Source organism: Paraburkholderia sp. CNPSo 3076 (assembly GCF_026343935.1).
Classification (GTDB): domain Bacteria; phylum Pseudomonadota; class Gammaproteobacteria; order Burkholderiales; family Burkholderiaceae; genus Paraburkholderia; species Paraburkholderia nodosa.
On record NZ_JAPMAL010000010.1, the window covers coordinates 87,384 to 110,275 of the forward strand.

Sequence of the window (22,892 nt, forward strand, 5' to 3'; positions counted from 1 at the left end):
CGTATGACAGACCCGAGGACCATGACGACGCCCGACTCCGGCATCGCCCCGCACAACGCCGCCGCCGAAAGCCACCACGAACGCCGCTTCGAGGCGCTCGTGGAGCCGATCGAGGACTACGCGATCTTCCTGCTCGATACGCGCGGCTACATCGTGAGCTGGAATCGCGGCGCGGCCCGCATCAAGGGCTATGAAGCGCACGAGATCATCGGCCAGCATTTCTCGCGCTTTTACACCGACGAAGCGAATGCGCGCCGCTGGCCCGATCACGAGCTGGAGCAGGCCGCGCTGCACGGACGCTTCAACGACGAAGGCTGGCGCGTGCGCAAGGATGGCTCGATGTTCTGGGCCAACGTCGTCATCACCGCGCTGCGCGAGCGCGACGGCTCGCTCTCCGGCTTCGCCAAGGTCACGCGCGACCTCACCGCCGAACGCCGCCAGGTCGAGGCGCTGCGCCTTTCCGAGGAGCGCTTTCGCCTGCTCGTGGAAAGCGTGAGCGACTACGCGATGTTCATGCTCGATCCGCAGGGCCACGTGGTGAGCTGGAACGCCGGCGCGACCAACCTGAAGGGCTACCGCCCGGCCGAGATCGTCGGCCAGCATTTTTCCGTGTTCTATCCGCCCGACGAGGTCGCCGCTGGCCAGCCCGAACGCGAGCTGCGCCGCGCGAAGGAGTTGGGCCGGGTCGTGACCGAGGGCTGGCGCGTGCGCAAGGACGGCTCGATGTTCTGGGCCAGCGTCACGATCACAGCCGTGCACGACGGCCACGGCCGGCTCACAGGTTTCGCAAAGGTCACGCGCGACATGACCGAAAGCCGCCGCACCGACGAACTCGAGCATTCGAGCGAGCAGATGAAGCAGTTCCTCGCCTTGCTCGCGCACGAACTGCGCAACCCGCTCGCGCCGGTGCGCAACGCCGTGGCCACGATGCGCCTCATGGCTGCGCCGAGCCCCGACATCGAGCGCGCACGCGACACGATCGACCGGCAGATCGTGCACCTCACGCGGCTCGTGGACGACCTGCTCGACGTCGGGCGCATCACGTCGGGCAAGATCGAGTTGCGCGAGGCGCCGCTCGACCTGCACGAAGTGGTCGCGCACGCCATCGACGCGGCGCAGCCCTTCACCTCGGCGCGCGGCCAGCACGTGGACGTGCAGATGCCCGACAAGACGCTCACCATGACGGGCGACCACACGCGGCTCGTGCAGGTGCTGCAGAACCTGCTGCACAACGCCTCGAAGTTCTCGCCCGACGGCAGCCATATCGTCGTGGACGTGCGTTCCGCCGCGCGCGCCGTACAGATCCAGGTGCACGACGAAGGCCGCGGCCTGCGGCCCGGCACGCACGAGTCGATCTTCGGCCTCTTCAGCCAGGACCGCTCGGCGCCCGGGCCCGCGGAAAACGGGCTCGGCATCGGCCTCATGCTGTGCCGCTCGCTCGTCGAGCTGCATGGCGGCACCATCTCGGCCAGGAGCGCCGGGCCCGGCAAAGGCAGCACGTTCACGATCCGCCTGCCGCTCGTGCGCGAGACCGCGCATGCCGTGCAGCCGCCGCCGCTCATGCCGGACACGGCCGAGCTGGCCGCGCTGGCCGAAGCCGGCGTGCCGCCGCTGCGCGTGCTCGTAGTCGACGACAACCGCGATTCGGCCGACAGCCTCGCCACGCTGCTCGAACTCAAAGGGCACGACGTGCGCGTGGCCTACAGCGCCGCCCACGCGCGCGAGGAAGTGGACGGCTTCACGCCCGACGCCGCGCTCATCGACATCGCCATGCCCGAGATCGACGGCTATGCGACGCTGCGCGCCCTGCGCGCGCTGCCGCCGCTCAGGCACACCCTGTTTGCCGCGATGACGGGTTTCGGCCAGGCCGCCGACATCGAACTCACGCGCGAAGCGGGCTTCGAAATGCATCTCGTGAAGCCCGTGGACGTCACGCTTTTCGACGAGGTGCTCGCACTCGCGGCGGCACGGCAAAGGCGCCGCCGCGCGTAACGTCGACTTGAGGCGCCTTAAGGTGAGATAGGTGCGAACGGCCGGTACTCGACCGTGGGCCCGCGCACGACGATCGCCGTCGATTCCGGCACTTCGGCCCATACATCGGGCGCATCGCCAAGCGGCTCGGAAACGAGCAGATAGGCATCGTCGCCGGCCGCCACGATGCGCGGGTCGTCGGGATACAGTTCGCGCAGATGCCGGAACGCCGTGGTGTGATAGAGCGAGCGCGAATTGCGCTCGCTCGAATAGCGCGCGGCGACGATCTGCTCGCCGTCGCATGCGCAGACGGTCATATTGAGCGCCGGCTCGACGCCATGCTTTTTTGCGGTTTCCTCGACAAAACCCGCCATGCGTTCCAGCGCAAGAACGGGATCGACTTCGAGGCCGAACGTCATCGCGAGATAGAACATCGTTTCCGAATCCGTCGACCCTTCGAGCGCGTTGAAGCGCCCCGGATCGATCGCGACCAGCAGATCGCGCCGCATCAGTGGATAGCTGCGGATCAGCCCGTTGTGCGCGAAGATCCAGCGCCGGTGGCGAAACGGATGGCAGTTCGTTTCCTGCACGGGCGTATGCGTGGCCGCGCGGATGTGCGCGACGAACATCGGCGCACGCACCGCGCGCGCTAGTTCGCGCAGGTTGCGGTCGTTCCAGGCCGGATGCACGCTGCGGTAGCGATAGGGAATGTCGTGCGGGTCCTGATACCAGCCGAGCCCGAAGCCGTCGCCATTCGTGGTGGTCGCGCCTTTGGTGGAGTGCAGGCTTTGATCGATCAGCGAATGGCGGGCGTGAAACAGCACGGTTTCGAGCTGCACGGGGTTCCCGGTATAAGCGAGCCAGCGGCACATGGTGGTCTCCTTCGCGTAAGGACGCTTGCGTATGCCGGCCCGCTTGCAGGCGCCGCTACTTTGCGGCGCGCAGGTCGGCGATCGGCGTGAGAAAGCCGGTCAGGCCAGTCAGTATGATCTGCACCCCGATGCACAGGAGCAGAAACGACGACACGCGCATGGCCACGCGCGTGCCTTCCACACCCAGGTACTGCGACAGCCGCGCGGCGCGGCTATACACGTAGTAGATCACGAGCATGACGAGCGTGGAGATGACGATCGACGCGAAGCTCGAGAGCAGCCACGCCGAAAGCTTGTGCGTGCGATTGGCATTCAGCGCGATGGCCGTGGCGATGGAGCCGGGGCCGGTGGTGAGCGGAATGGTCAGCGGAAAAAAGGCCTTGCCGGAGGCCGAACTCGCACTCATGGGCTTGACCGGGTGATCGGCCGGAGTCGGCTCGGGCTCGGGCGCGTTGAGCATCTGCCAGCCGCTCACGGCCACCGCGAGGCCCCCGCCGATACGCAACGCTTCCATGGAAATGCCGAAGAAATGCAGGATGGGCGTGCCCACGAAAAACGCCGCGACCAGCACGAAGAACGCATTGATCGCCACGCGCTTGGCCAGCAGGCGCCGCTCTTCGTCGGTGAGGTTCGCGGTGCGGTCGAGAAAAACGAAGGCAACGCCAATGGGATTGATGATGCTGATGAGTCCGGTGAAACCGAACAGGATGTCTGAAATCAGGCTCTCGATCATGGAGTCGATCCGGTAAGGGGATGCGCAAAAAGCGCGCCGGGCTGGCGAGAAGTGTAGCCGGATCGGCATTAGGCGTGCCTGATCGACGTCGCTCGATGCCCTGAAAAATGGCGCGTTGCAGCAATTTTTACAGCGGGCCCTTCAGTATTTTTGGCAGCTTTACGGGGCGCGTTCACAAGCATAGAGTGGGTTGCCTCGCACCCCGACGCGACGTTTCTTTTCTTCTCATATGAAAGAGGAGTTGCCATGTCACTGCGGTTGCTCGCTGCCCTGCCCTTTATCGGCATCCTGTTAGGGGTGCCGTTCGTCAATCGCACCGAGCCACTCGTGCTCGGCATGCCGCTCGTGCTCGCGTGGATCGTCATGTGGGTCGTGCTGGCCGCGGTGATCATGGGCATCGTCTACCGGCTCGACCCGGTCAACCGGCTTTCGGGCGAAGCGGATGCGGAGGTGCGATCATGAGCGCCCTCATCATCATCGCGGCGATGACCCTCGTCGCGCTCTTCCTCGGCGTGCGCGCCCGCCGGGGACACGACATGAGTCTCGAGCAGTGGTCGGTGGGCGGACGCAGCTTCGGCACCGCGTTCGTGTTCCTGCTGATGGCGGGCGAAATCTACACGACCTTCACGTTTCTGGGCGGCAGCGGCTTCGCCTACGGCAAGGGCGCGCCCGTCTACTACATTCTTGCCTACGGCACACTTGCATACATCCTCTCATACTGGATGCTGCCGCCCGTATGGCGCTTCGCCAAGCAGCACCGGCTCGTCTCGCAGCCGCACTTCTTCGCGCGCAAGTATCAGAGCCCCGCGCTCGGCGTGCTCGTGGCGTGTGTGGGCGTGCTCGCGCTCGTGCCCTATCTCGTGCTGCAATTGAAGGGCCTCGGCATCATCGTGACGACGGCCTCGTATGGCGCGGTTTCGTCAACGGCGGCGATCTGGATCGGGGCGATCGTGGTGACGGTCTACGTGATCGCTTCGGGCGTGCGCGGCTGCGCATGGAACTCGGTTGTGAAAGACACGATGATTCTCGCCATCGCCGTGTTCCTCGGCATCTACCTGCCGATTCACCACTATGGCAGCCTGAGCGAGATGTTCCGCGCCATCGACGCGGCCAAGCCCGGCTTCCTCACCTTCCCGGCACGCGGCCAGAGCGTAACGTGGTTCCAGTCCACCGTGCTCCTCACGGCGCTGGGCTTCTTCATGTGGCCGCACACGTTCATGTCGGTGTATACCGCGAAGAACGAGCGTATTTTCCGCCGCAACGCGATGATCCTGCCGCTCTACCAGCTCATTCTGCTGTTCGTGTTTTTCTGCGGTTTCGCGGCGGTGCTCAAGGTGCCGGGACTCAAGGGCGGCGACATCGACCTCTCGCTCTTTCGCCTCGCGCTGCAAACGTTCGATCCGTGGTTCGTGGGCGTGATCGGCGCGGCCGGCGTGCTCACCGCGCTCGTGCCGGGTTCGATGATCCTCACGACGGCATCCACGCTGCTTGCCAATGACGTCTACCGCGGCGGCCTCGTGAAGAACGCCGACGACGCGCGCGTCGCGAAGCTCGCACGCCTGTTCGTGCCGGTGATCGCGCTCGTGGCCGTGGGCTTCACGCTCCGGGGCGGCGAAACCATCGTCGCGCTGCTGCTGATGGGCTATAACTTCGTCACGCAGTTGTTCCCGGCACTGGTGTGCAGCCTTTCCGCGCGCAACCGCGTGACGAAGCAAGGCGCGTTTTGCGGCATCGTGGCGGGCGTGCTGGTCGTCATCGTCACGACGATGACGCACCTGAGCGTCGCGCAACTGCTTCCGTTCGCACCGGACGCCATCAAGGACGTCAACATCGGCTTCCTTGCGCTGTTCGTGAACGTGATCGTGCTTGCGGTGGTGAGCACGGTGACGCAGCCGCGCACGCATGTGGATCATGAGCATGCGCGGGCGCATTGATATTGCGTAACGCGGCAGCGAGGCGGCCCAATCGGCAGGTTCCGGTTGGGCCGTTTTCTATTTATGCAGCCTTGCGCGCTTCGGCAATGCGCTGCGGCGCCTCGGGACGCGCGTAGAGGCGTTCGAGATACGCCTGCAAGCCCGGGAAGCCGTCGAGCAGTTGCACTTCGTTGGCCCAGTCCATCAGATAAACCGTCACGCAGTCGGCGACCGAAAGCTTGTTGCCGACGATGAACTCGCGTCCTTCGAGGTGCTTCTCGAGCACCGCGGCCATGGCCCTGAAGTCCTCCCGCGCGAGTTCGATATCGGCCGGACTGCGCTTTTCCGGCGGATAAAGGAACGAATGCCGTGTGATTCTCCAAAGCGGCTGTTCCAGCTCGGTGACCGCGAACAGGGTCCAGCGATACGCCTGCGCGCGTTCGTCGAGATCCGCGGGCAATAGCGCTTTCTCCGGATATTTATCCGCGAGATACAGCACGATGGCAGCCGACTCGGGAATCACGCGGTCGCCGTCGATCAGCACGGGCACCTTGCCCGCGGGATTGATGCGCAGGTATTCGGGCCGCCTGTGCTCGCCTTCGAGCAGATTGACCGAGATGAATTCGAAATCGGCGTCGACTTCCTTGAGGCCCCATAGCGCGCGTTGCGAACGGGTGCCGGCAAAACCGTACAGTTTCATGACGCGCCTCCGTTCAGACACCGGGAATCGGCAGAACCGGCATCAGTTCGACGCCCTCGCCCGGGAAAATCGAAAAATGCGGGTGCCCTTCGAACAGCTTCGCGGCCTCTTCGTGCGATGCGGCACGCAGCACGGTATAGCCCGTTAGCGCGTTAGACGTATCCGCGATGCCATGCTCGCCAATCGACTTGGTCTTGCCGAGCGGCCCGCCCATATCGACGATCGACGCCTTGTGCTTTTCGACCCACGCGTGCCAGGCCGCAATGCCCTCCTTCTCCTTTGCGTGTCGATCCGCTTCGGAAAGCGCCGCCCAACCCTTCATGCGTGCGTTGTCTTTGGTACCGAGAAAAACAGCGAGAAACAGTTTCTGATCGCTCATGTGTCCTCCAACTGCTGGTCTGGTTGCTGGTCTGAAAAACGGGAACAACGGCATGTCGCCCATCCGGCCTTGACAGCATAGGTTGATATCAACATAATTGCAACCATGGCACGTGCAAAGAAACTTCCCTTCGAAACCACGCTATTGGTGCGCGATTGCTGCCTGTGTCTGCATATGCAGCGCGCGGCACGCAATCTCGCGCGCATTTTCGACGACGTGCTGCGTCCGCTCGATCTCACGAACGGGCAATTTTCGCTGCTGATGTCGCTGAATCGTCCGCATCCGCCCGGCATGAAAGACGTGGCGTCGCTGCTGGCCATGGACCGCACCACGCTCACGGCCGCGCTCAAGCCACTGGAGCGGCGCGGCCTCGTCGTGATCGAGCAGGACCCGGAAGACAAGCGCAGCCGTTTGCTGAGCCTCTCCGACGAGGGGCATCGGCTGCTCAACGCGGCGTTTCCGCTATGGCAGCAAACGCATGAGGAAATCGAAAAGGAGTTTGCCGATGGCGAGGTGGACAAGCTGCGGGCGCACTTGCGCGCGCTTTCGTAGCCCTAGCGCTTCTGCGCCCCATACAGCGTCGAATCCGCAAATCCCTCCGCCGCGAGCACGCGCCCCACGAGAATCAGCGCCGTACGCTCGATATCCGTAGCCACCACCTTCTGCGCGATATCCGCGAGCGTGCCCGTTACGCGTTCCTCGTCGGGCCAGCTCACGCGATAGATCACCGCGACCGGGCAATCCTCGCCATAGTGCGGCCGCAATTCCTCGACGATGCGCGCGATATGGCGCACGCCCAGGTGAATCGCGAGCGTCGCTTTGTGACGCGCGAGGTCGGCTAGCTGCTCGCCTTCGGGCATCGACGTTTTCGTGGCGTAGCGCGTAAGGATGAGCGTCTGCGAAATGCCGGGCAGCGTGAGTTCGCTGCCGAGCGCCGCCGCGCACGCAGCGGTCGCGGTCACGCCGGGCACGACTTCATAAGGAATACCAAGTAGACGCAGCCGCCGGATCTGCTCGCCGATTGCGCCAAAGAGGGACGGGTCGCCCGAATGCACGCGCGCCACGTCGAAGCCCTGGGCATGCGCGCTTTCGAGCAACGCGACGATCTCGTCGAGCGTGAGCGGCGCCGTGTCCACCACCTTGTGCGCGCGGTGGCCTTCCAGCACGGCGGGCGGCACGAGCGAGCCCGCGTAGAGAATGACGGGGCAGCTGCGCACGAGGCGCTGGCCCTTCACGGTGATCAGTTCAGGATCGCCCGGACCCGCGCCGATAAAGAAAACGGTCATGCGTGGAAACTCCGCTAAATAGGGTTCGCGAGCGCGTCGATTGCCGCTTGCGCCGACGTGAATTCACGTTGCGCTGCGGGCAGCGGCGGCCGCTGCATCATCACCACAGGCAAGCCCATTTCGCGCGCGACGGCGAGCTTCGCTTCGGTCGCGCCGCCGCCGCTGTTCTTGCTGACCACGACGTCGATGCGCGCTTCGGTAAAGAGCGCGCGCTCGCCAACGGCTGTGAACGGCCCGCGCGCGTCGATGACGCGAGCGCGGGCATGGCCGGGATGCGCTTCGAGGCAACGGATCGTCCAGTGCTGCTGCGGCGGCACTTCGTTCAGATGCGCAAGCGGCTCGCGCCCGAGCGTGAAGAGCGGGCGCGCGAACGGCACGATCGCTTCGACTACGCCGGCCCAGCCGCTCACCATGCGCCAGTCGTCGCCGGGCTGCGGCTGCCACGGCGCACGCCGCAGCGCCCAGTACGGCACCTGTGCCGCAGCGCACGCGCGCGCCGCGTTGGCGCTGATCTGCGCGGCATAGGGATGCGTGGCGTCGAAAACGAGTGCGATGTTTTCGTCGACGAGAAAGCGCGCGAGTCCTTCTGCCCCGCCAAAGCCACCCACACGCACCGCGCAGGCGAGATCGGCGGGCACGCGGCCAAGGCCCGCGAGCGAGTACACGTGCTGCGGGCCGAGCGTGCGCGCGATCGCCAGCGCATCGCCGGTGCCGCCGAGCAGCAGGATGCGCGCCGTCACGGCTTGACGGCCTCGTAAAGCGTGACAGGCAAGGCCTGACGCCAGGTATCGAAGCCGCCCAGCGGCTGCGCCTCGCCGATGCCGATGCGCGTGAGCGTGCCGCCGTGCTGCGCGCGCCATGCCACGAGTGCCGCTTCGCTCTGCAATGTCACCGCGTTCGCGACGAGCCGCCCGCCGCTCGCTAGCGCCGCCCAGCACGCGGCCAGCACGCCGGGTACGGTCACGCCGCCGCCGATGAAGACCGCGTCGGGCGCGGCAAGTCCTGCGAGCGCGTCGGGCGCGCGGCCCGCGACGAGTTGCAAACCCGGTACGCCCAACGCCGCGCGATTGTGCTCGATGAAACGTTGACGCTCGGCGTGCGCCTCGATCGCGATCGCGCGGCAAGCGGCGTGCGAGCGCATCCACTCGATGCCGATCGAGCCGCTGCCCGCGCCCACGTCCCAAAGCAGCGCGCCGGGCGTCGGCGCGAGACGTGCGAGCGTGAGTGCGCGCACGTCGCGCTTCGTGATCTGACCATCGTGGCGGTAGGCGTCGTCGGGAAGGCCGGGCGTGAGCGTCCAGCCGCGCGCGGGCGTCTGCACACTATCGCTTTCGCATTCGAACGCGACCAGATTGAGTGCCGCGGCTTCTTCGACGTGCCACGCATCGGCGCGGCCTTCAATGCGGCGCTCGAGCGGGCCGCCCAGATGCTCGAATACGGCAAGACGCGTGGCGCCGAAGCCCGCTGCGGCGAGCAACGCGGCAAGCGCCGCGGGCGTGCGCCCATCCGCGCTCAACGCGAGCACGCGCGAGCGCGCGTAGAGATGGCGGCGCAGCGCATCGAGCGGACGGCCGACGAGCGAGACCATCGCCGTATCCTGCAACGCCCACCCCCTGCGCGCCGCCGCGAGCGAGAGCGACGACGGCGCGGGCAGCACGCGCATTTCACCGGGCGCCACGCGGCGCGCGAGCGTCGCGCCCACGCCGAACAGCATGGGGTCGCCGCTCGCAAGCACGCATACGGACAGATTCGACTCGCGGTACGCAAGCAGCGCCTCCACGCTGAACGGCTGCGGCCACGCTTCGCGCCGCGCACGCACGCGCGAGGGCAGCATCGCGAGATGGCGCTCGCCGCCCGTCACGATGGCCGCGTCGAACAGCGCGCGCCGCGCGTCGCGCCCGAGCCCCGCGTAGCCATCGTCGCCGATGCCCACCACCGTCAGCCATGCCTGCGTGCCCTGCATTCGCTCTCCCACCGTTGCCTGTTTCTCTAGACCGCCACGGGCCCGCAGCCCGATCGTGGGGCGAAGCACGCGTGAAAACGGGCATAATACCGTGTCCGCCGGCGCCGTTAAGGCAACTTTGCATGGGACCGGAGTAAGGGAACACAGCAAGCTGTGGCCGCCCCCGCGACTGTGAGCAGCGAGACCGCATCCACCCGAGCCACTGGTATTACCGGGAAGGCCGACGCGGTCGACGACCTGCGAGCCAGGAGACCTGCCGGCCGAATGTTCGCGCGAACCCATATCGGGCGGGGTGTACCGATATCGCTGCCGTTTCCCGCCTGGCGCGCGGGCAGCGCGCTGCTGCCGCGCAATGCTTACCCGGTATTCCCTTGAAACACGAAACGAAACCCGTCTCGCCCGCTGCTGCATTGGCCGTGCTCCGCCCCTCGGCGTGCCCGGGGCTCGTGCGCATAGTCGCGGCGCGCGACGGCGGCCTGTGCCGCATCCGTCTGCCTGGCGGCGTGCTGAGCGCCGCGCGGGCACGCGCCCTCGCCGACGCCGCGTCGACGCATGCGAGCGGCGTGCTCGAACTGACCAATCGCGCGAACGTGCAGATTCGCGGCGTGCGTGCAGGCGAGGACGCGGCGTTGAGCGCCACGCTGATCGACGCGGGCCTCGGCCCCGCCGGCGTCGACGCCGCGAGCCCGGTCGAGCGCGCGTGCACCGCCGACGAACTGCGCAACGTGATGCTGAGCCCGCTCGCGGGCCTCGACCCGAATGCGTTGTGCGACACGACGGCACTCACCGCCGCGCTCATCGACATGATGCAGCGCGAGCCGCGTTTCGCCGCGCTCTCGCCCAAGTTCGCGCTGCAACTGGACGGCGGCGAACGTGTGGCGATGCTCGAGCATCCGCACGACATCTGGCTCGCCGCGCTGCCGCATGGCGCGACGGTGCGCTTCGCGGTGGGCTTCGCGGGTTGCCCCACGGCGCGGCCAGTCGGCACGCTCGCCGCCGAAGACGTTTGCGCATCGATGCGCGCGCTGCTGCATGCGTTCCTCGATCTCGCCGGAGTGGACGCAACACGCATGCGCGACGTGCTGTCCGCTCACTCGCTCGACGCGCTGCTGCAGCGCGCGCAACAGCATGGCGAATGCGCGCTGATGCGTGACGACGCCGCCCTGCACGCATGGCGCCGCGCGGCGAGTCCCGCCGACTTGCGCCTCGGCGCACACGCGCTGCGCAGCGACGGCAGCGGCTATGTGGGCGCGCAGCCCGCGCTCGGCCGTATCGACGCGCAAACGCTGCGCGCGCTAGCCGCACTCGCTGAAGACTCAGGCGATGCGACGCTGCGCGTGACGCCATGGCAAGGCGTGCTGCTGCCCAACGTGCCCGCGCACGCCATGCCCGCCGCGCTCGAACGCCTGCACGCGCTCGGCCTCATCGTCTCGCGCGCCAACCCGCTTGCACGCCTGATCGCGTGCACGGGCTCGACGGGATGCGCAAAAAGCCACGCGGACACGAAAGCCGACGCACAGCGCCTCGCCGCCCTGCTGCCGCCCGGCGCCGAAGCCCACCTGAGCGGCTGCGAGCGCTCCTGCGCGGCCGCGCATTGCGCGCCGTTCACGTTGCTCGCCAGCGCACCGGACCACTATGACCTGTACCAGCGCGACGATACGCAAAGCGGCTTCGGCCAGCTCGTCGCGCGCAACCTGACGATCGAAGCCGCTGCGCTGGCACTCGCGCAGCAGCCCCGGAGTACCCAAGATGTCTGATTACATCCGCGACGGCCAGGCGATCTATCGCAAGTCGTTCGCGACGATCCGCGCCGAAGCCGACCTCTCGCGCATTCCCGTCGACCTCGAAAAACTCGCCGTGCGCGTGATTCACGCCTGCGGCATGGTCGACGTGGCCGCCGACCTCGCGTTTTCCGCAGGCGCGGGCACGGCGGGCCGCAACGCGCTCGCGGGCGGCGCGCCGATTCTCTGTGACGCGAAAATGGTCGCCAATGGCGTGACGCGCGCGCGCCTGCCCGCGAACAACGCCGTGATCTGCACGCTCGACGATCCCGCCGTACCGGATCTCGCGCGCGAGATCGGCAACACGCGCTCGGCAGCCGCGCTCGAACTGTGGCGGCCGCACCTTGCAGGCAGCGTCGTTGCGATCGGCAATGCGCCTACCGCGCTCTTTTATCTGCTCGACATGATCGCCGCCGGCGCACCGCGCCCCGCGCTGATCCTCGGCTTTCCCGTGGGCTTCGTCGGCGCGGCCGAGTCCAAGGCGCAGCTCACAGCCGAAAGTCATGGCGTGCCCTTCGTCGTCGTGCACGGCCGCCGCGGCGGCAGCGCGATGGCCGCCGCCGCCGTCAACGCACTCGCTTCGGAGACCGAATAAATGATCCGCAAAGGACGTCTGCACGGCATTGGCGTCGGCCCCGGCGACCCCGAACTGCTCACGCTCAAGGCGCTGCGCCTGCTCAAGGCCGCGCCCGTAGTCGCGTATTTCGTCGCGAAGGGCAAGAAAGGCAATGCGTTCGGCATTGTCGAGGGCCATCTCGAAGCGGAGCAGGAACGCCTGCCGCTCGTGTACCCCGTCACGACCGAAGCGCTCGAACCGCCGCTCTCGTATGAAGCGATCATCGCCGACTTCTACGACGGCGCGGCGCAAACGCTTTCGCGCCATCTCGACGCCGGACGCGACGTGGCCGTGATCTGCGAAGGCGATCCGTTCTTCTACGGCTCGTACATGTATCTGCACGATCGGCTCGCCGCGCGCTACGAGGCCGAAGTCGTGCCGGGCGTGTGCTCGATGCTGGGCGGCGCGGCGGTGCTCGGCGTGCCGCTCGTCTACCGCAACCAGAGCCTCGCCGTCCTCTCCGGGGTGCTGCCCGAAGACGAATTGCGCCGGCGCCTGGCCGACGCTGACGCCGCCGTGATCATGAAACTGGGCCGCAACTTCGACAAGGTGCGCCGCGTGCTGGGCGAGCTGGGCCTCGCGCATCGCGCGCTATATGTCGAGCGCGCAACGATGGCGAACCAGCGTATCGTCGCGCTCGACGACGTCGATCCGATGGCTTCGCCCTACTTCTCGCTGCTCGTCGTGCCGGGGGTGAAATGGCAGTCGTGACGCCGCCCGCCATCGTCATTCTCGGTCCCGGCGCACTCGCCACGGCGCGGCGCGTGCAGGCGCTTTACCCAGGCGCGCAGGTCCATGCGCTCCAGGGCCGCGTGGCAGGCGATGTCGCGTTCAGCGAGCTTGGCGCGCATTTGCGCGAATGCTATACGCGTGGCCTGCCCATCGTCGCGCTGTGCGCGGCGGGCATCGTGATTCGCTGCCTCGCGGCGCTCCTTGCCAACAAGGGCGCGGAGCCGCCGGTGCTCGCGCTCGCCGAGGACGGCAGCGCCGTCGTGCCGTTGCTCGGTGGACTCACCGGCGTGAACGTCATGGCACGCGAAATTGGCACGGCGCTCGCAGTTGCCCCCGCCATCACCACGAGCGGCGAATTGCGCTTCGGCACCTGCCTGCTCAATCCGCCCGCGGGTTATGCGCTTGCGAGCCTCGCGCAAGGCAAGCGCTTCGTCTCCGATCTGCTGGCGGGCGCAACGACACGCGTGGACGGCCAGGCACCGTGGCTGGAAAACGTCGATCTGCCGCGCGACGCCGCGGCGCGCCATGCGATACGCGTGAGCGCGCACAGCTGGGACGGCAGTCCCGACGACCTCGTGATTCATCCTCGCAGCATCGTCGCGGCCGTGGGTGCGCCACGCGAAGCGCTTGCCGCTTGCGTGCGCCGCGCACTCGTTGCACATGGCCTCGCGCCGCTCGCGCTCGCGGCGCTCGTCGCCCCTGCTGCGCACATGCGCGATGCGTCGCTCGCGCAGGCGGCAACGGAACTCGGCGTACCGCTGCGCTTCGTCGATAGCGCGGAGAACACCGCGCAAGCCACGCTCGCCGCCCTCGACTTTGCGGCAAACGTCGAACGCTATGCGCCGAACGACAACGGCGTCGCCCTCGCCTGCGCGGCCGCGCCGCTCGACCCGCTTGCGCTGGGCCGCGCGCGCGGCAAGCTCACGGTGCTGGGCCTCGGCCCCGGCCGCGCCGACTTGCTCACGCCCGCCGCGCGCGCCGCGCTCGACAGCGCCACCGATATCGTCGGCTATGCCACCTATGTGGAGATGGCGGGCCCGTTTCGCGCGGACCAGCAGCGCCACGCCACCGACAACCGCGAAGAATTGCAGCGCGCCCGCCACGCGTTCGAGATGGCGAGTGAGGGCCGGCGCGTGGCCGTGGTCTCGTCGGGCGACCCCGGTGTGTTCGCCATGGCGGCCGCCGTGCTCGAAGCGCTCGAAGGCTCGGATGACGCACGCTGGCATGCCGTCGAACTGGCGATCGTGCCAGGTGTTTCCGCGGCGCTCGCCACGGCGGCGCAAGTCGGCGCGCCGCTCGGCCACGACTTCTGCATGCTGTCGCTTTCCGACAACCTGAAGCCGTGGACAGTGATCGAAAAGCGCCTGCTGCACGCGGCGCAGGCCGATCTCGTGATGGCGTTCTACAACCCGATCTCGCGCGCGCGGCCCTGGCAGCTCGAGCGCGCGCTGGAAATCTTGCGCAGCGTGCGCGCGCCGCACACGCGCGTGGTGCTGGGCCGCGACGTGGGCCGCCCCGGCGAGACGCTGCGCGCCATGACCCTGGGCGAACTGCGTTCGGCGGACGTCGATATGCGCACCATGGTGATCGTCGGGTCGTCGGCCACGCGCGGGTTCGCTCGCAGCGACGGCAGCGAGTGGATTTACACGCCCCGCTGGTATCGCGAGGATACCTAAAAGAAACTTACGCCTTCAACGTGGGTAGCGAGTCGCGCGGGTCGGGTGGCGCACCCTCGAACTCGCGCGCTTTCACCTGATTGCGCCCCGCCTGTTTCGCCGCGTAAAGCTCCGCGTCGGCGGCGCGCAGCAGCGCCTGGGCGCCGCCGCGCTCGCGCGGCACGCAAGTGGCGCAGCCAATGCTCACGGTCAGCGTGCCGTATTCACTGTGCTCGTGCGCGATTCCCAGCGCCGCCACCTGCTGGCGCACCGCTTCCGCGATTTTCACGGCGCCGTCGGCCGGCGTGGCCGGCAGGACCGCGGCGAACTCCTCGCCGCCATAGCGCGCCACCATGTCCGTTGCGCGGCGGCAGGCCTCGCGTATCGCACGGGCCACGGCGGCGAGCACTTTATCGCCCTCGGCGTGTCCGTAGAAGTCGTTGAAGAGCTTGAACTTGTCGATGTCGATGAAGAGCACGGAGAGCGGTTCGCCCGCGCGTCTCGCGTGCTGCCATTCGGTTTCGATGCGCAAGTCGAGTGCGCGGCGATTGTAGAGGCTCGTGAGCGCGTCGGTGACCGCGAGGCGTTCGAATTCTTTTTGCGTAGCGAGCCGCGTGCGCATCGACAGTGCGAGCAGCCACGACGAAGCCGCGATCAACGCGCCGAAGATCAACGCCATCGGCGCGTAGATCCGCAGGCGGTGGTGCCAAGCGTCGAGCGCGCCGTCCACGGAAGGCGCGACCACCGCGATGAGCGACGTGTGCGGAACGCGCTTGAACGTGTAGATGCGCTCGACCTCGTCCCCCTCGCCCGCGGCGATGAACGAACCGGCACTGGTTTTCAGCATCGGCTGGACGTAATCCAGCTCGCCGATTTGCGCACCCACTTCGTAGTCCGAATAGGGGCGGTGCGCGAGCATGGTCCCGTCGCTCAGCAGGATGAACGCGCTGCCCTTCGCGTCGACGTCGACGCGGTCGAACAGTTGCTGAAAATACGCGAGCCGCAGCGTGAGCAGCACGACGCCGCCAAACGAGCCGTCGTACTCGCTCACGCGGCGTGAGAGCGCAATCGAATATTGGCCTTCGCGCGAGCGCGAGCGAATCGGGTCCGAAATATACATGCCGACCGAGCGCTCGTGCTGCGCCGTGAAGTAGTCCCGGTCCGCGAGATTGACGCCGGGATACGCGCGGCCGTCCCGCGATTCGACGATACGGCCACCCGCGTCAGCGTAGAACGCGTCGTCGAGATACGCGCCGGTGGCCACGCGGCCGAACAGCAGCTTGCGGCGGATGTCGGCCGGAAGGCCTGCCGTGCGCGGGTCGCGCGCGCTGTCGGCGGCATCGAGCAGCAGGAGGTCGTAGATGCCGAAATTCGCCTCGAGGTCGTTCGACATCAGTGCAACGAGCGCGGCCGAATTGTGCTGTGTGCTGGCGATGGCCTGGGTGCGCTGCTGCATCAGCCCCACCAGTACGATGGCCACGATGGTCGCGCCGACCAGCGAGCCCATCGTGCCGACAATGAACGGATGGCCCCCCACCCACTGCATGAGCGCCCGGTTCCATTGGCGGAGGATTCGCAAACATCGTGTCCAGAGCTTCATGAGGCGTTTCCTCTTGCTCCGCGCGTTTGGTTGATACCGCTTGCACCGCGTGCCGGCCGATTACAGATTGCATTCAGGGGCCATCATACTGCGGCTCGCGAAACCGCCTTCGAATCGCGGCACGCACTCAATTTCCCTGCCGCAACGCCGTAAACCAGATGAACCCGCGAAGTGCATTCGCGACGCGAACCGCTCACCGCCTAGCCCTGCGCCGATGACCAACCTGACCACCGAAGATCAAGCCGAAGCCACCGACGCCGCAACGCAAGCCGCCCCGCTCACGCCGGAAGCCCTGCCGGTAGGCGAGCCGCTCGCCTGGCCTGTCGTCGATCGCGACGGTGCACTGCTGCTCGATGCCGGCTCGGTGCTGATGGGCGAGGCGGAACGCGACTTTCTGTTCCAGCATTTCGCGCCGCGTCGCGGCGACATCGAAAGGCGCGAGGTTGCACCGGAGAGCGCGACGGCCGCGAACGCGGCCAATGCCGGCGATACCGCCACCACCGCGCGCGACATGCACCTGAACATCGGCGCGCTGATGGGCCTGCGTCCGCAGATGGGCGCGAGCGGCGCGCCGATGCACCCATGCCGCCTGATCGGCTTCGCCCCCAACGAGGCGCTTTTCGTGACGACGCCCTATATCGATGGCCGCCCCATCGCCGTCACGCCGGGCGAAAACGTGGAGATCGTCGCGATTGCGAGCCAGGCCGTCTATCGCTTCGTATGCACCGTGCATGCGCTCAGCCACTCGCCGCTGGACTACCTCGTGCTTTCGAAGGCCGCCAACATCCGTCGCCTGCGCGAACGGCGCTCGATTCGCGTGCGCGCGCAATTTCCCGTGCGCTACGGCATCGGCGAGGAAGGCGCGGGTTATGACGGCGTGGCGCTCGCGCGCGGGATCAGCGCGCTCGGGCTTTCGGTGAGCGCCGCGTGGGCGCTCGGCAAGGTTGGCGAGCGGCTGCGCGTGGCATTCCAGCTGCGCTCGGGCGACAACGCAACGGCGATCGAAACCACCGCGATCATCCGCAACGTGCAGGCGGAAACGGGCGCCCCCACGCACGCGACGCTTGGCCTCGAACTCGACCGCCTCACGCCCGCCGAGCAGATGGCGATGAAAGTCTACGTATTCGATCGTCAGGACGACGTGCTGTACTGGACCGGCGGCACGCGCTAACGAGCGTTCAGGCGAGCAACCCCTCCGCGTTCAGGCACTCACCGGCCCATGCATGGGCGAGTGCCTCGCAGCACCCAAAGCGCAGCGCGCCAAGTTCGCAATCGATCACCGTGACGTGGTCGGCGTGGCGTGGCCGCGCGGGCCACTGCGTCGTGCGGCCGTCGCTGAACAGCCAGAGATGGCGCGCGCGCGCCGGATCGCGGCGCGCAGCGGTTTCGAGTACTTGCGCGGCGCGGCCGATGCCCGCTTCGAGCGGCGTGCCGCCGCCCCCGCCGATCGGCTCGATCCAGCGCTCGTTCCACCAGCGCGGCACCGCGGGCCCGAACCTCAGCTCGGCGCCGGCACCGCCGAAAGCAATCAGCGCCACTTCCACACGCTCGGCGCGGGCGCGATCGAACAGCGCGATCAACAACCCCTTGGCGAGCGCGAGTTGGCCGCGCGCGAGCATCGAGGCCGAGCAGTCCAGCACGAAGCAATAGAGCGCGCCGGAACCCGTCTTGCGTTTGGCGAAGCGCAAATGTTGCGCCTGCAATGACCCGACGCGCTTGGCCGCGAGCGTGGGCGGCCACGCAATGCGCTCGCCGCGCATCGCGACTTGCGCGAGACCGCGCCCCGGGCCTTCTCGCCGTCGAGCGCCGCCCTGTGCCGAGGCGGCGGCCTGTGCCCGACGGGTCAGCGTTTTTTTGCGGGCAGCGGGATGACATCCTTCACGGCCTTTGCCGCAACGGGCTCGGGCGGCAACTCGCCCCAATCGGTAGCCGATGTTGTTTCGGTATGCCTGTCTTCGCGCCCGGGCGCGGATGCCGGCGGCAGCGGCTCGGGGGAAGACGGCGCATCGGAACGCTGCGGCATGGCGTGCCGGCGATGCGCGAGCACGCAATCGGCAACCTCGTCGACGTGTTGCGGGCTCACCGCTCGCGCCCCTTCGAATGCGGCGAGCGCACGCGCCGCGCGCAGCATCACGAGATCGGCGCGCAAGCCGTCAACGGCAGCCTCGATGCAACGCTGCGCCGCGCGCTCGTGGACGGCATCGCTCCAGTCGAGCTTGCCGAGCGTTTCGCGGGCCGCCGCAATACGCTGCGCGAGCGAGCGCTGTTCGGTCTCGCGCGCCGCACAAAACGCCTGCGGATCGGCGTCGAATGCAAGCCGCGCCTTGACGATGCGTTGCCGCTCTGCGACGTCATAAGGCGTGCCGAGTTCGACCATCAAGCCGAAGCGATCGAGCAATTGCGGCCGCAACTCGCCTTCTTCGGGATTCATCGTGCCGACCAGCACGAAGTGCGCGTCGTGCATGTGCGAGACGCCGTCGCGCTCCACGGTGTTCACGCCGCTCGCTGCCGCGTCGAGCAGCACGTCGACGAGCGCATCGGGCAGCAGGTTCACCTCGTCCACGTAGAGCACGCCGCCATGCGCGCGCGCGAGCAGCCCCGGCGCGAAGCGCACCGCGCTCTCACGCAACGCCGCTTCGAGGTCGAGCGTGCCGATCAGCTTGTCCTCGCTCGCGCCGAGCGGCAGCGTGACGAACGCGCCTTCCGGCAAGAGCGCCGCGAGCGCACGCGCCGCCGTGGATTTCGCGGTGCCGCGCGGCCCGCTCACCAGCACGCCGCCGATCGCGGGGTCGATGGCCGCGAGCAGCAGCGCGCGCTGCAACAGCGCCTGGCCGACCAGCGCGGTAAAGGGAAACGCGGGACGCGTGGCCGCAGCGCTCATGGTCCTGATCCTTCCAGATGCTGCCCGGCTTCGAGCAGACGGTGTTCGAGTTTTGCGCGATGCTCGCCCGGCTCCTGCCAGAGACCGCGCTGGATCGCTTCGAGCAGGCGCTCGCACACGGCATGCAGCGCGTGCGGATTGTGACGCTGCATGAATTCGCGCGTGTCGTCGTCGTGCACGTAGGCGTTCGCGACGAGCGCGTACTGATGATCGCCCACCACGCGCGCGGTCGCGTCATAGCCGAACAGATAGTCCACGGTCGCCGCCATTTCCGCCGCGCCCTTGTAACCGTGACGCTTCACGCCGTCGATCCACTTCGGGTTCACCACGCGCGAACGGATCACGCGCGCGATCTCTTCGTGCAGCGGACGAATGCGCGGCGCAGCGGGGTTGCTGTGGTCCGCGTGATAGAGCGCGGGCTGCGCCTGCGAAAAATGCCGCGCTGCCGCGGCCATGCCGCCCTGGAACTGGTAATAGTCGTTCGAGTCGAGCAGGTCGTGTTCGCGGTTGTCCTGGTTCTGCAGGACCACATCGAGCGTCGCGAGACGCGCGCGGAACGCATCGCTCGCCTCGTCGCCCGCGCTCTTTTGCGCGTAGGCGTAGCCGCCCCACGCCTGATATGCGTTCGCGAGATCGGCGTCGGTCTGCCACTGGCGATGGTCGATCATCGACTGCAAGCCCGCGCCGTACGCGCCAGGACGCGCGCTGAATACGCGCCAGCCCGCGCGGCGGCGCGCCTCGTCGGTGGCCATGCCGTTCGCAACCAGCGCATCGCGCTCGCGCAGCACGCGTGCGTGCAGCGGGTTCTGGTGCTCCGGCTCGTCGAGATCGGCCACGGCTTGCACGGCGGCGTCGAACAGATGCATCACGTTGGGAAACGCGTCGCGGAAGAAGCCCGATACACGCAGCGTCACGTCGATGCGCGGCCGGTCGAGCGCCTCGACCGGCATGATCTCGAAGTCGGTCACGCGGTGGCTGCCGGCGGCCCACTTCGGCCGCACGCCGATCAGCGCAAATGCCTGGGCGATGTCGTCGCCGCCGGTGCGCATCGTCGCCGTGCCCCAGACCGAAAGCCCCACGGCGCGCGGGTAGTCGCCGTGCTCCTGGAGATGGCGCTCGATCAGCTGCTGCGCCGATTTCATGCCGAGCGCCCACGCGGCCTGGGTCGGAATGGCACGCGTATCGACGGAGTAGAAGTTGCGGCCCGTGGGCAGCACATCGGGGCGGCCGCGCGAAGGCGAACCGCTGGGGCCTGGCGGTACGAAGCGGCCTTCGAAGCCACGGCGCAACTGGCGTATCTCTTCGGGGCCGCAGGCGTCGAGGCGCGGCAGCACGTCGTCGCGCAGGCGCGCGAGCACCTGGGCCGCGTGCGGCAGCGATGCACGCTCCGCATCGCTTCGTTGGCCTGAGCAAATGTCTTCAATCAGCGTGGCTGCGAGCATTTCCAGGCGTTCGCGCGTGTCGCCCGCATGACGCCATGGCGTATCGCTCACACCGGCGAGCAGCGGTGGCTGCGGGCCCTGCCACGGCGCAGCCCAATCGACCGTGGCCGGATCGACGAGGTGATCGATGCGCAGGTCTCGCGCGAGCGCGTCGATGAGGCCCGCGTTCGCGCCCTGCCCGTCGCCGCATGCATAGCGCCCCAGCGCGAGCAGCGTGTCGCGCCGCTGCTGGCCTTGCGGCGATGCGCCGAACGTATGCAGGCCGTCGCGAATCTGGGCTTCCTTCAGCTCGCAGAGGTAAGCGTCGGCGCGCGTGAGCAATTCGTCTTCGCCGGCCTGATCCTGCGGCGCGGAAACGCTCAATTCCTCATGCAGCCGGTGCTCGATGATCGTCGCGAGTATGGTCTTGCGCAGCAGCTTCGCGCGGCGCGGGTCCACCATCAATGCTTCGTAATACTCATCGACCTGACGTTCCAGGTCTTGCAGCGACCCGTAGTTTTCGGCGCGCGTGAGCGGCGGCATCAGGTGATCGATGATCACGGCCTGGGCGCGGCGCTTGGCCTGGCTCCCCTCGCCCGGATCGTTGACGATGAACGGGTACAGATGCGGCAGCGGCCCGAGCGCCATGTCGGGCCAACAGGTGTCGGCGAGCGCCACACTCTTGCCCGGCAGCCACTCCAGGTTGCCGTGCTTGCCCACGTGCGCGATGGCGTCGATGCCGAACGTCTCGCGCAGCCAGAAGTAGAACGCGAGATACGCATGCGGCGGCACGAGTTCGGCGTCGTGATAGTTCGCGTAGGTGTCGTCGCCGCGCGAGCGCGAAGGCTGGATGCCCACGAACACCTGGGCGCAGCGCCAGCCCGCAATCATGAAGCGGCCACGGCGCAGTGTGGGGTCATCCTCTGGCACGCCCCAGCGCGCGATCAGCGCGTTTTGCGCCTCGGCGGGCAACTGCGAGAAGCGCGCGCGGTAGTCGTCGAGGGAAAGACTCTGCCATGCGGGGCGCAGCGCGCGCGTGTCGGGATCGTTCGTTACGCCCTGCGTGAGGATGCGCATGAGCGCGTCGCCGTCTTCGGGCAGGTCGGCCACGCGATAGCCTTCGTCGCGCAGCATGCGCAGGATGCCGACCACCGAGGCCGGCGTGTCGAGCCCCACGCCGTTGCCGATGCGCCCTTCACTCATCGGATAGTTCGCGAGCACGAGCGCGAGCTTCTTCTCTGCGTTCGGCAAGCTGCGCAAACGACACCACCGGCGCGCCAGTTCGGCGACGAACGCCACGCGTTCGACATCGGGCTGATAGCGCACGACATCGACCTGCGTCTCCTTGCAGTGGTACGCGAGGCCCTTGAAGCTGATCGCGCGCGTAATCACGCGGCCATCCACTTCGGGCAGCGCGATATGCATGGCGATGTCGCGCGAATTCAGGCCGTGATTGTCCTTCACCCAGTCTTCGCGATTGCCGCCGCTCAGGATCACCTGGAGCACAGGCGCATCGCCGGCCAGCGCGATCGGTTCGGGGTCGTCGAGCGACGAAGCTGCGAATGCGGTGGTATTCAGCACGAGTGAGACGTCGTGCTCGGCCGCCAGTTGATCGAGTACGTCGCGGCTCAAGGTGTCCTTGAGCGACGTGATCGCAAGCGGCAGCGGGTTCATGCCGCGCGCGAGCAGCGCGGCGATGAGGGCATCGAACGCGGCGGTGTTCGCCGCCTGCAGATGCGCCTTGTAAAACAGCAGCGCGACGACCGGCGCGCCGGGTTGCCAGCGCGCGCGCCATTCGTCGATGGTCGCGACGTCGCGCTGCGGGCAATAGAGCGCGGCGGCGGGGAGCGCGACGGGCGGCGCAGGCTCGCTGCCCCAGTCGAATGCCCGCCACGCGAGCCCACGCAGGAACGATTCGGCGTTGGCCGCGCCGCCTTCGCGCAGATAACGCCACAGCAAGCGGCAAAACTCGGGCTCGGCGCGGCTCTTCGCGATGAGATTGGGGTCTTCCTGCAAGTCGCCGGAAAACATCGCGAGCAGTTGCCCGCGGCGCTCGGCGAGCGAGACGACCTGCTCGATGCCATAAGGCCAGTATGTTTCGCCGCCCAGATGATCGACCACCACCACGCGCGCGTGCTGCAGGACGTCTTCGACGTAGAAGTCCACCGACGCGGGCTGGCGCAGATACGTGACGTTCGCGAGCCGCACGCTGGGAAAACCTGCGGGCAAGCGCGGCACGACGCTCGCCAGCAGCGCGAGCGTCGTGTCCGCCGAACTGAGCACGACGATCTCGGCGGGCTGCTGGTCGATACGGATAACGCCCTGCGTGTCGTCGACGAAACCGCCGGGCGTGGTGCGCAGCAAATGCATGGGACGGCCTCGTCTAGCT

At 67.6% G+C, this 22,892-nt stretch carries 20 protein-coding genes and 1 riboswitch; of the genes, 9 read left to right on the forward strand and 11 right to left on the reverse strand.

The window, feature by feature from the left end; translation table 11 throughout:
- The first annotated feature begins 3 nt into the window (after positions 1–3).
- On the forward strand, positions 4–1,992 hold the full coding sequence (locus M3A49_RS13520) for a PAS domain S-box protein (protein WP_416338955.1): 1,989 nt from the start codon (positions 4–6) through the stop codon (positions 1,990–1,992).
- Positions 1,993–2,009: 17 nt separating this feature from the next.
- Here M3A49_RS13520 and M3A49_RS13525 read toward each other — a convergent pair whose 3' ends face one another.
- Positions 2,010–2,843 (reverse strand): class II glutamine amidotransferase, encoded by an 834-nt coding sequence (locus M3A49_RS13525; protein ID WP_028205544.1) that lies wholly within the window; start codon positions 2,841–2,843, stop codon positions 2,010–2,012.
- A 55-nt stretch (positions 2,844–2,898) separates the two neighbouring features.
- Positions 2,899–3,576: a MarC family protein gene (locus tag M3A49_RS13530; RefSeq protein ID WP_266229099.1), complete on the reverse strand. Its 678-nt coding sequence runs from the start codon at positions 3,574–3,576 to the stop codon at positions 2,899–2,901.
- A gap of 246 nt (positions 3,577–3,822) precedes the next feature.
- Between M3A49_RS13530 and M3A49_RS13535 the strand changes: the two genes are divergently transcribed.
- Positions 3,823–4,038, forward strand: a complete 216-nt coding sequence (locus M3A49_RS13535; RefSeq protein ID WP_028205546.1) for a DUF3311 domain-containing protein — start codon at positions 3,823–3,825, stop codon at positions 4,036–4,038.
- Positions 4,035–5,510 (forward strand): sodium:solute symporter family protein, encoded by a 1,476-nt coding sequence (locus M3A49_RS13540; protein ID WP_028205547.1) that lies wholly within the window; start codon positions 4,035–4,037, stop codon positions 5,508–5,510. Before M3A49_RS13535 ends, M3A49_RS13540 begins: the two co-directional genes overlap by 4 nt.
- 61 nt (positions 5,511–5,571) lie before the next feature.
- Here the strand turns inward: M3A49_RS13540 and M3A49_RS13545 are convergent, their stop codons facing one another.
- On the reverse strand, positions 5,572–6,189 hold the full coding sequence (locus M3A49_RS13545) for a glutathione S-transferase family protein (protein WP_266229100.1): 618 nt from the start codon (positions 6,187–6,189) through the stop codon (positions 5,572–5,574).
- 13 nt (positions 6,190–6,202) lie between these two features.
- A complete protein-coding gene (locus M3A49_RS13550) occupies positions 6,203–6,568 on the reverse strand; it encodes a hypothetical protein (RefSeq protein ID WP_028205549.1) in 366 nt (121 codons plus the stop codon).
- Between the two features lie 105 nt (positions 6,569–6,673).
- Between M3A49_RS13550 and M3A49_RS13555 the strand changes: the two genes are divergently transcribed.
- The gene (locus M3A49_RS13555; protein ID WP_266229101.1) at positions 6,674–7,120 is read left to right on the forward strand and encodes a MarR family winged helix-turn-helix transcriptional regulator; all 447 of its coding nucleotides are present in this window, start codon (positions 6,674–6,676) and stop codon (positions 7,118–7,120) included.
- 2 nt (positions 7,121–7,122) lie between these two features.
- Here M3A49_RS13555 and cobM read toward each other — a convergent pair whose 3' ends face one another.
- Genes cobM through cbiE form a run of 3 tightly spaced genes read right to left on the reverse strand, consistent with a single transcriptional unit; the run spans position 7,123 to position 9,817 of the window.
- Positions 7,123–7,854 (reverse strand): precorrin-4 C(11)-methyltransferase, encoded by a 732-nt coding sequence (gene cobM, locus M3A49_RS13560; RefSeq protein WP_266229102.1) that lies wholly within the window; start codon positions 7,852–7,854, stop codon positions 7,123–7,125.
- A 14-nt stretch (positions 7,855–7,868) separates the two neighbouring features.
- A complete protein-coding gene (locus M3A49_RS13565; protein ID WP_266229103.1) occupies positions 7,869–8,594 on the reverse strand; it encodes a cobalt-precorrin-6A reductase in 726 nt (241 codons plus the stop codon).
- On the reverse strand, positions 8,591–9,817 hold the full coding sequence (cbiE, locus tag M3A49_RS13570; RefSeq protein WP_266229104.1) for a precorrin-6y C5,15-methyltransferase (decarboxylating) subunit CbiE: 1,227 nt from the start codon (positions 9,815–9,817) through the stop codon (positions 8,591–8,593). The genes M3A49_RS13565 and cbiE overlap by 4 nt, the downstream gene beginning before the upstream one ends.
- Positions 9,818–9,899: 82 nt before the next feature.
- Positions 9,900–10,093: riboswitch (cobalamin riboswitch) on the forward strand.
- Between the two features lie 95 nt (positions 10,094–10,188).
- On the opposite strand from cbiE, the gene cobG reads away from it, so the two are divergent.
- Genes cobG through cobJ form a run of 4 tightly spaced genes read left to right on the forward strand, consistent with a single transcriptional unit; the run spans position 10,189 to position 14,622 of the window.
- The gene (cobG, locus tag M3A49_RS13575) at positions 10,189–11,574 is read left to right on the forward strand and encodes a precorrin-3B synthase (protein ID WP_266229105.1); all 1,386 of its coding nucleotides are present in this window, start codon (positions 10,189–10,191) and stop codon (positions 11,572–11,574) included.
- Positions 11,567–12,193, forward strand: coding sequence for a precorrin-8X methylmutase (locus M3A49_RS13580; protein WP_266229106.1), 627 nt, complete (start codon positions 11,567–11,569; stop codon positions 12,191–12,193). The genes cobG and M3A49_RS13580 overlap by 8 nt, the downstream gene beginning before the upstream one ends.
- Entirely contained in the window at positions 12,194–12,925 is a 732-nt protein-coding gene (locus M3A49_RS13585) for a precorrin-2 C(20)-methyltransferase (protein WP_266229107.1), read from the forward strand.
- Positions 12,913–14,622: a precorrin-3B C(17)-methyltransferase gene (gene cobJ / locus M3A49_RS13590; RefSeq protein WP_266229108.1), complete on the forward strand. Its 1,710-nt coding sequence runs from the start codon at positions 12,913–12,915 to the stop codon at positions 14,620–14,622. Before M3A49_RS13585 ends, cobJ begins: the two co-directional genes overlap by 13 nt.
- A gap of 7 nt (positions 14,623–14,629) precedes the next feature.
- Here the strand turns inward: cobJ and M3A49_RS13595 are convergent, their stop codons facing one another.
- Positions 14,630–16,180, reverse strand: coding sequence for a sensor domain-containing diguanylate cyclase (locus M3A49_RS13595; RefSeq protein WP_266229109.1), 1,551 nt, complete (start codon positions 16,178–16,180; stop codon positions 14,630–14,632).
- 235 nt (positions 16,181–16,415) lie between these two features.
- Here M3A49_RS13595 and M3A49_RS13600 point away from each other — a divergent pair, with 235 nt between their 5' ends.
- Positions 16,416–17,372 (forward strand): flagellar brake protein, encoded by a 957-nt coding sequence (locus tag M3A49_RS13600; RefSeq protein ID WP_266229110.1) that lies wholly within the window; start codon positions 16,416–16,418, stop codon positions 17,370–17,372.
- A 7-nt stretch (positions 17,373–17,379) separates the two neighbouring features.
- On the opposite strand, the gene M3A49_RS13605 is transcribed toward M3A49_RS13600, so the two are convergent.
- The 3 genes from M3A49_RS13605 to cobN all read right to left on the reverse strand — a co-directional run bounded on the left by M3A49_RS13605 (position 17,380) and on the right by cobN (position 22,873).
- On the reverse strand, positions 17,380–17,961 hold the full coding sequence (locus tag M3A49_RS13605; RefSeq protein ID WP_266229111.1) for a vWA domain-containing protein: 582 nt from the start codon (positions 17,959–17,961) through the stop codon (positions 17,380–17,382).
- Positions 17,962–18,044: 83 nt separating this feature from the next.
- Positions 18,045–19,082 carry an ATP-binding protein gene (locus M3A49_RS13610; RefSeq protein WP_266229112.1) on the reverse strand — a complete coding sequence of 346 codons (1,038 nt, stop codon included), beginning with the start codon at positions 19,080–19,082 and terminating at the stop codon, positions 18,045–18,047.
- Positions 19,079–22,873: a cobaltochelatase subunit CobN gene (cobN, locus tag M3A49_RS13615; RefSeq protein ID WP_266229113.1), complete on the reverse strand. Its 3,795-nt coding sequence runs from the start codon at positions 22,871–22,873 to the stop codon at positions 19,079–19,081. The genes M3A49_RS13610 and cobN overlap by 4 nt, the downstream gene beginning before the upstream one ends.
- Positions 22,874–22,892 lie beyond the last annotated feature (19 nt).

Excerpts from the sequence above, each read along its gene's own strand:
- M3A49_RS13600 (WP_266229110.1), top strand. The coding sequence starts at position 16,416 with ATGACCAACCTGACCACCGAAGATCAAGCCGAAGCCACCGACGCCGCA.
- M3A49_RS13555 (WP_266229101.1), top strand. The coding sequence starts at position 6,674 with ATGGCACGTGCAAAGAAACTTCCCTTCGAAACCACGCTATTGGTGCGC.
- M3A49_RS13580 (WP_266229106.1), top strand. The coding sequence starts at position 11,567 with ATGTCTGATTACATCCGCGACGGCCAGGCGATCTATCGCAAGTCGTTC.
- M3A49_RS13585 (WP_266229107.1), top strand. The coding sequence starts at position 12,194 with ATGATCCGCAAAGGACGTCTGCACGGCATTGGCGTCGGCCCCGGCGAC.
- M3A49_RS13520 (WP_416338955.1), top strand. The coding sequence starts at position 4 with ATGACAGACCCGAGGACCATGACGACGCCCGACTCCGGCATCGCCCCG.
- M3A49_RS13530 (WP_266229099.1), bottom strand. The coding sequence starts at position 3,576 with ATGATCGAGAGCCTGATTTCAGACATCCTGTTCGGTTTCACCGGACTC.
- M3A49_RS13545 (WP_266229100.1), bottom strand. The coding sequence starts at position 6,189 with ATGAAACTGTACGGTTTTGCCGGCACCCGTTCGCAACGCGCGCTATGG.
- M3A49_RS13610 (WP_266229112.1), bottom strand. The coding sequence starts at position 19,082 with ATGAGCGCTGCGGCCACGCGTCCCGCGTTTCCCTTTACCGCGCTGGTC.
- cbiE (WP_266229104.1), bottom strand. The coding sequence starts at position 9,817 with ATGCAGGGCACGCAGGCATGGCTGACGGTGGTGGGCATCGGCGACGAT.
- M3A49_RS13525 (WP_028205544.1), bottom strand. The coding sequence starts at position 2,843 with ATGTGCCGCTGGCTCGCTTATACCGGGAACCCCGTGCAGCTCGAAACC.
- cobJ (WP_266229108.1), top strand. The coding sequence starts at position 12,913 with ATGGCAGTCGTGACGCCGCCCGCCATCGTCATTCTCGGTCCCGGCGCA.
- M3A49_RS13605 (WP_266229111.1), bottom strand. The coding sequence starts at position 17,961 with ATGCGCGGCGAGCGCATTGCGTGGCCGCCCACGCTCGCGGCCAAGCGC.
- M3A49_RS13535 (WP_028205546.1), top strand. The coding sequence starts at position 3,823 with ATGTCACTGCGGTTGCTCGCTGCCCTGCCCTTTATCGGCATCCTGTTA.
- M3A49_RS13550 (WP_028205549.1), bottom strand. The coding sequence starts at position 6,568 with ATGAGCGATCAGAAACTGTTTCTCGCTGTTTTTCTCGGTACCAAAGAC.
- cobM (WP_266229102.1), bottom strand. The coding sequence starts at position 7,854 with ATGACCGTTTTCTTTATCGGCGCGGGTCCGGGCGATCCTGAACTGATC.
- cobN (WP_266229113.1), bottom strand. The coding sequence starts at position 22,873 with ATGCATTTGCTGCGCACCACGCCCGGCGGTTTCGTCGACGACACGCAG.
- M3A49_RS13540 (WP_028205547.1), top strand. The coding sequence starts at position 4,035 with ATGAGCGCCCTCATCATCATCGCGGCGATGACCCTCGTCGCGCTCTTC.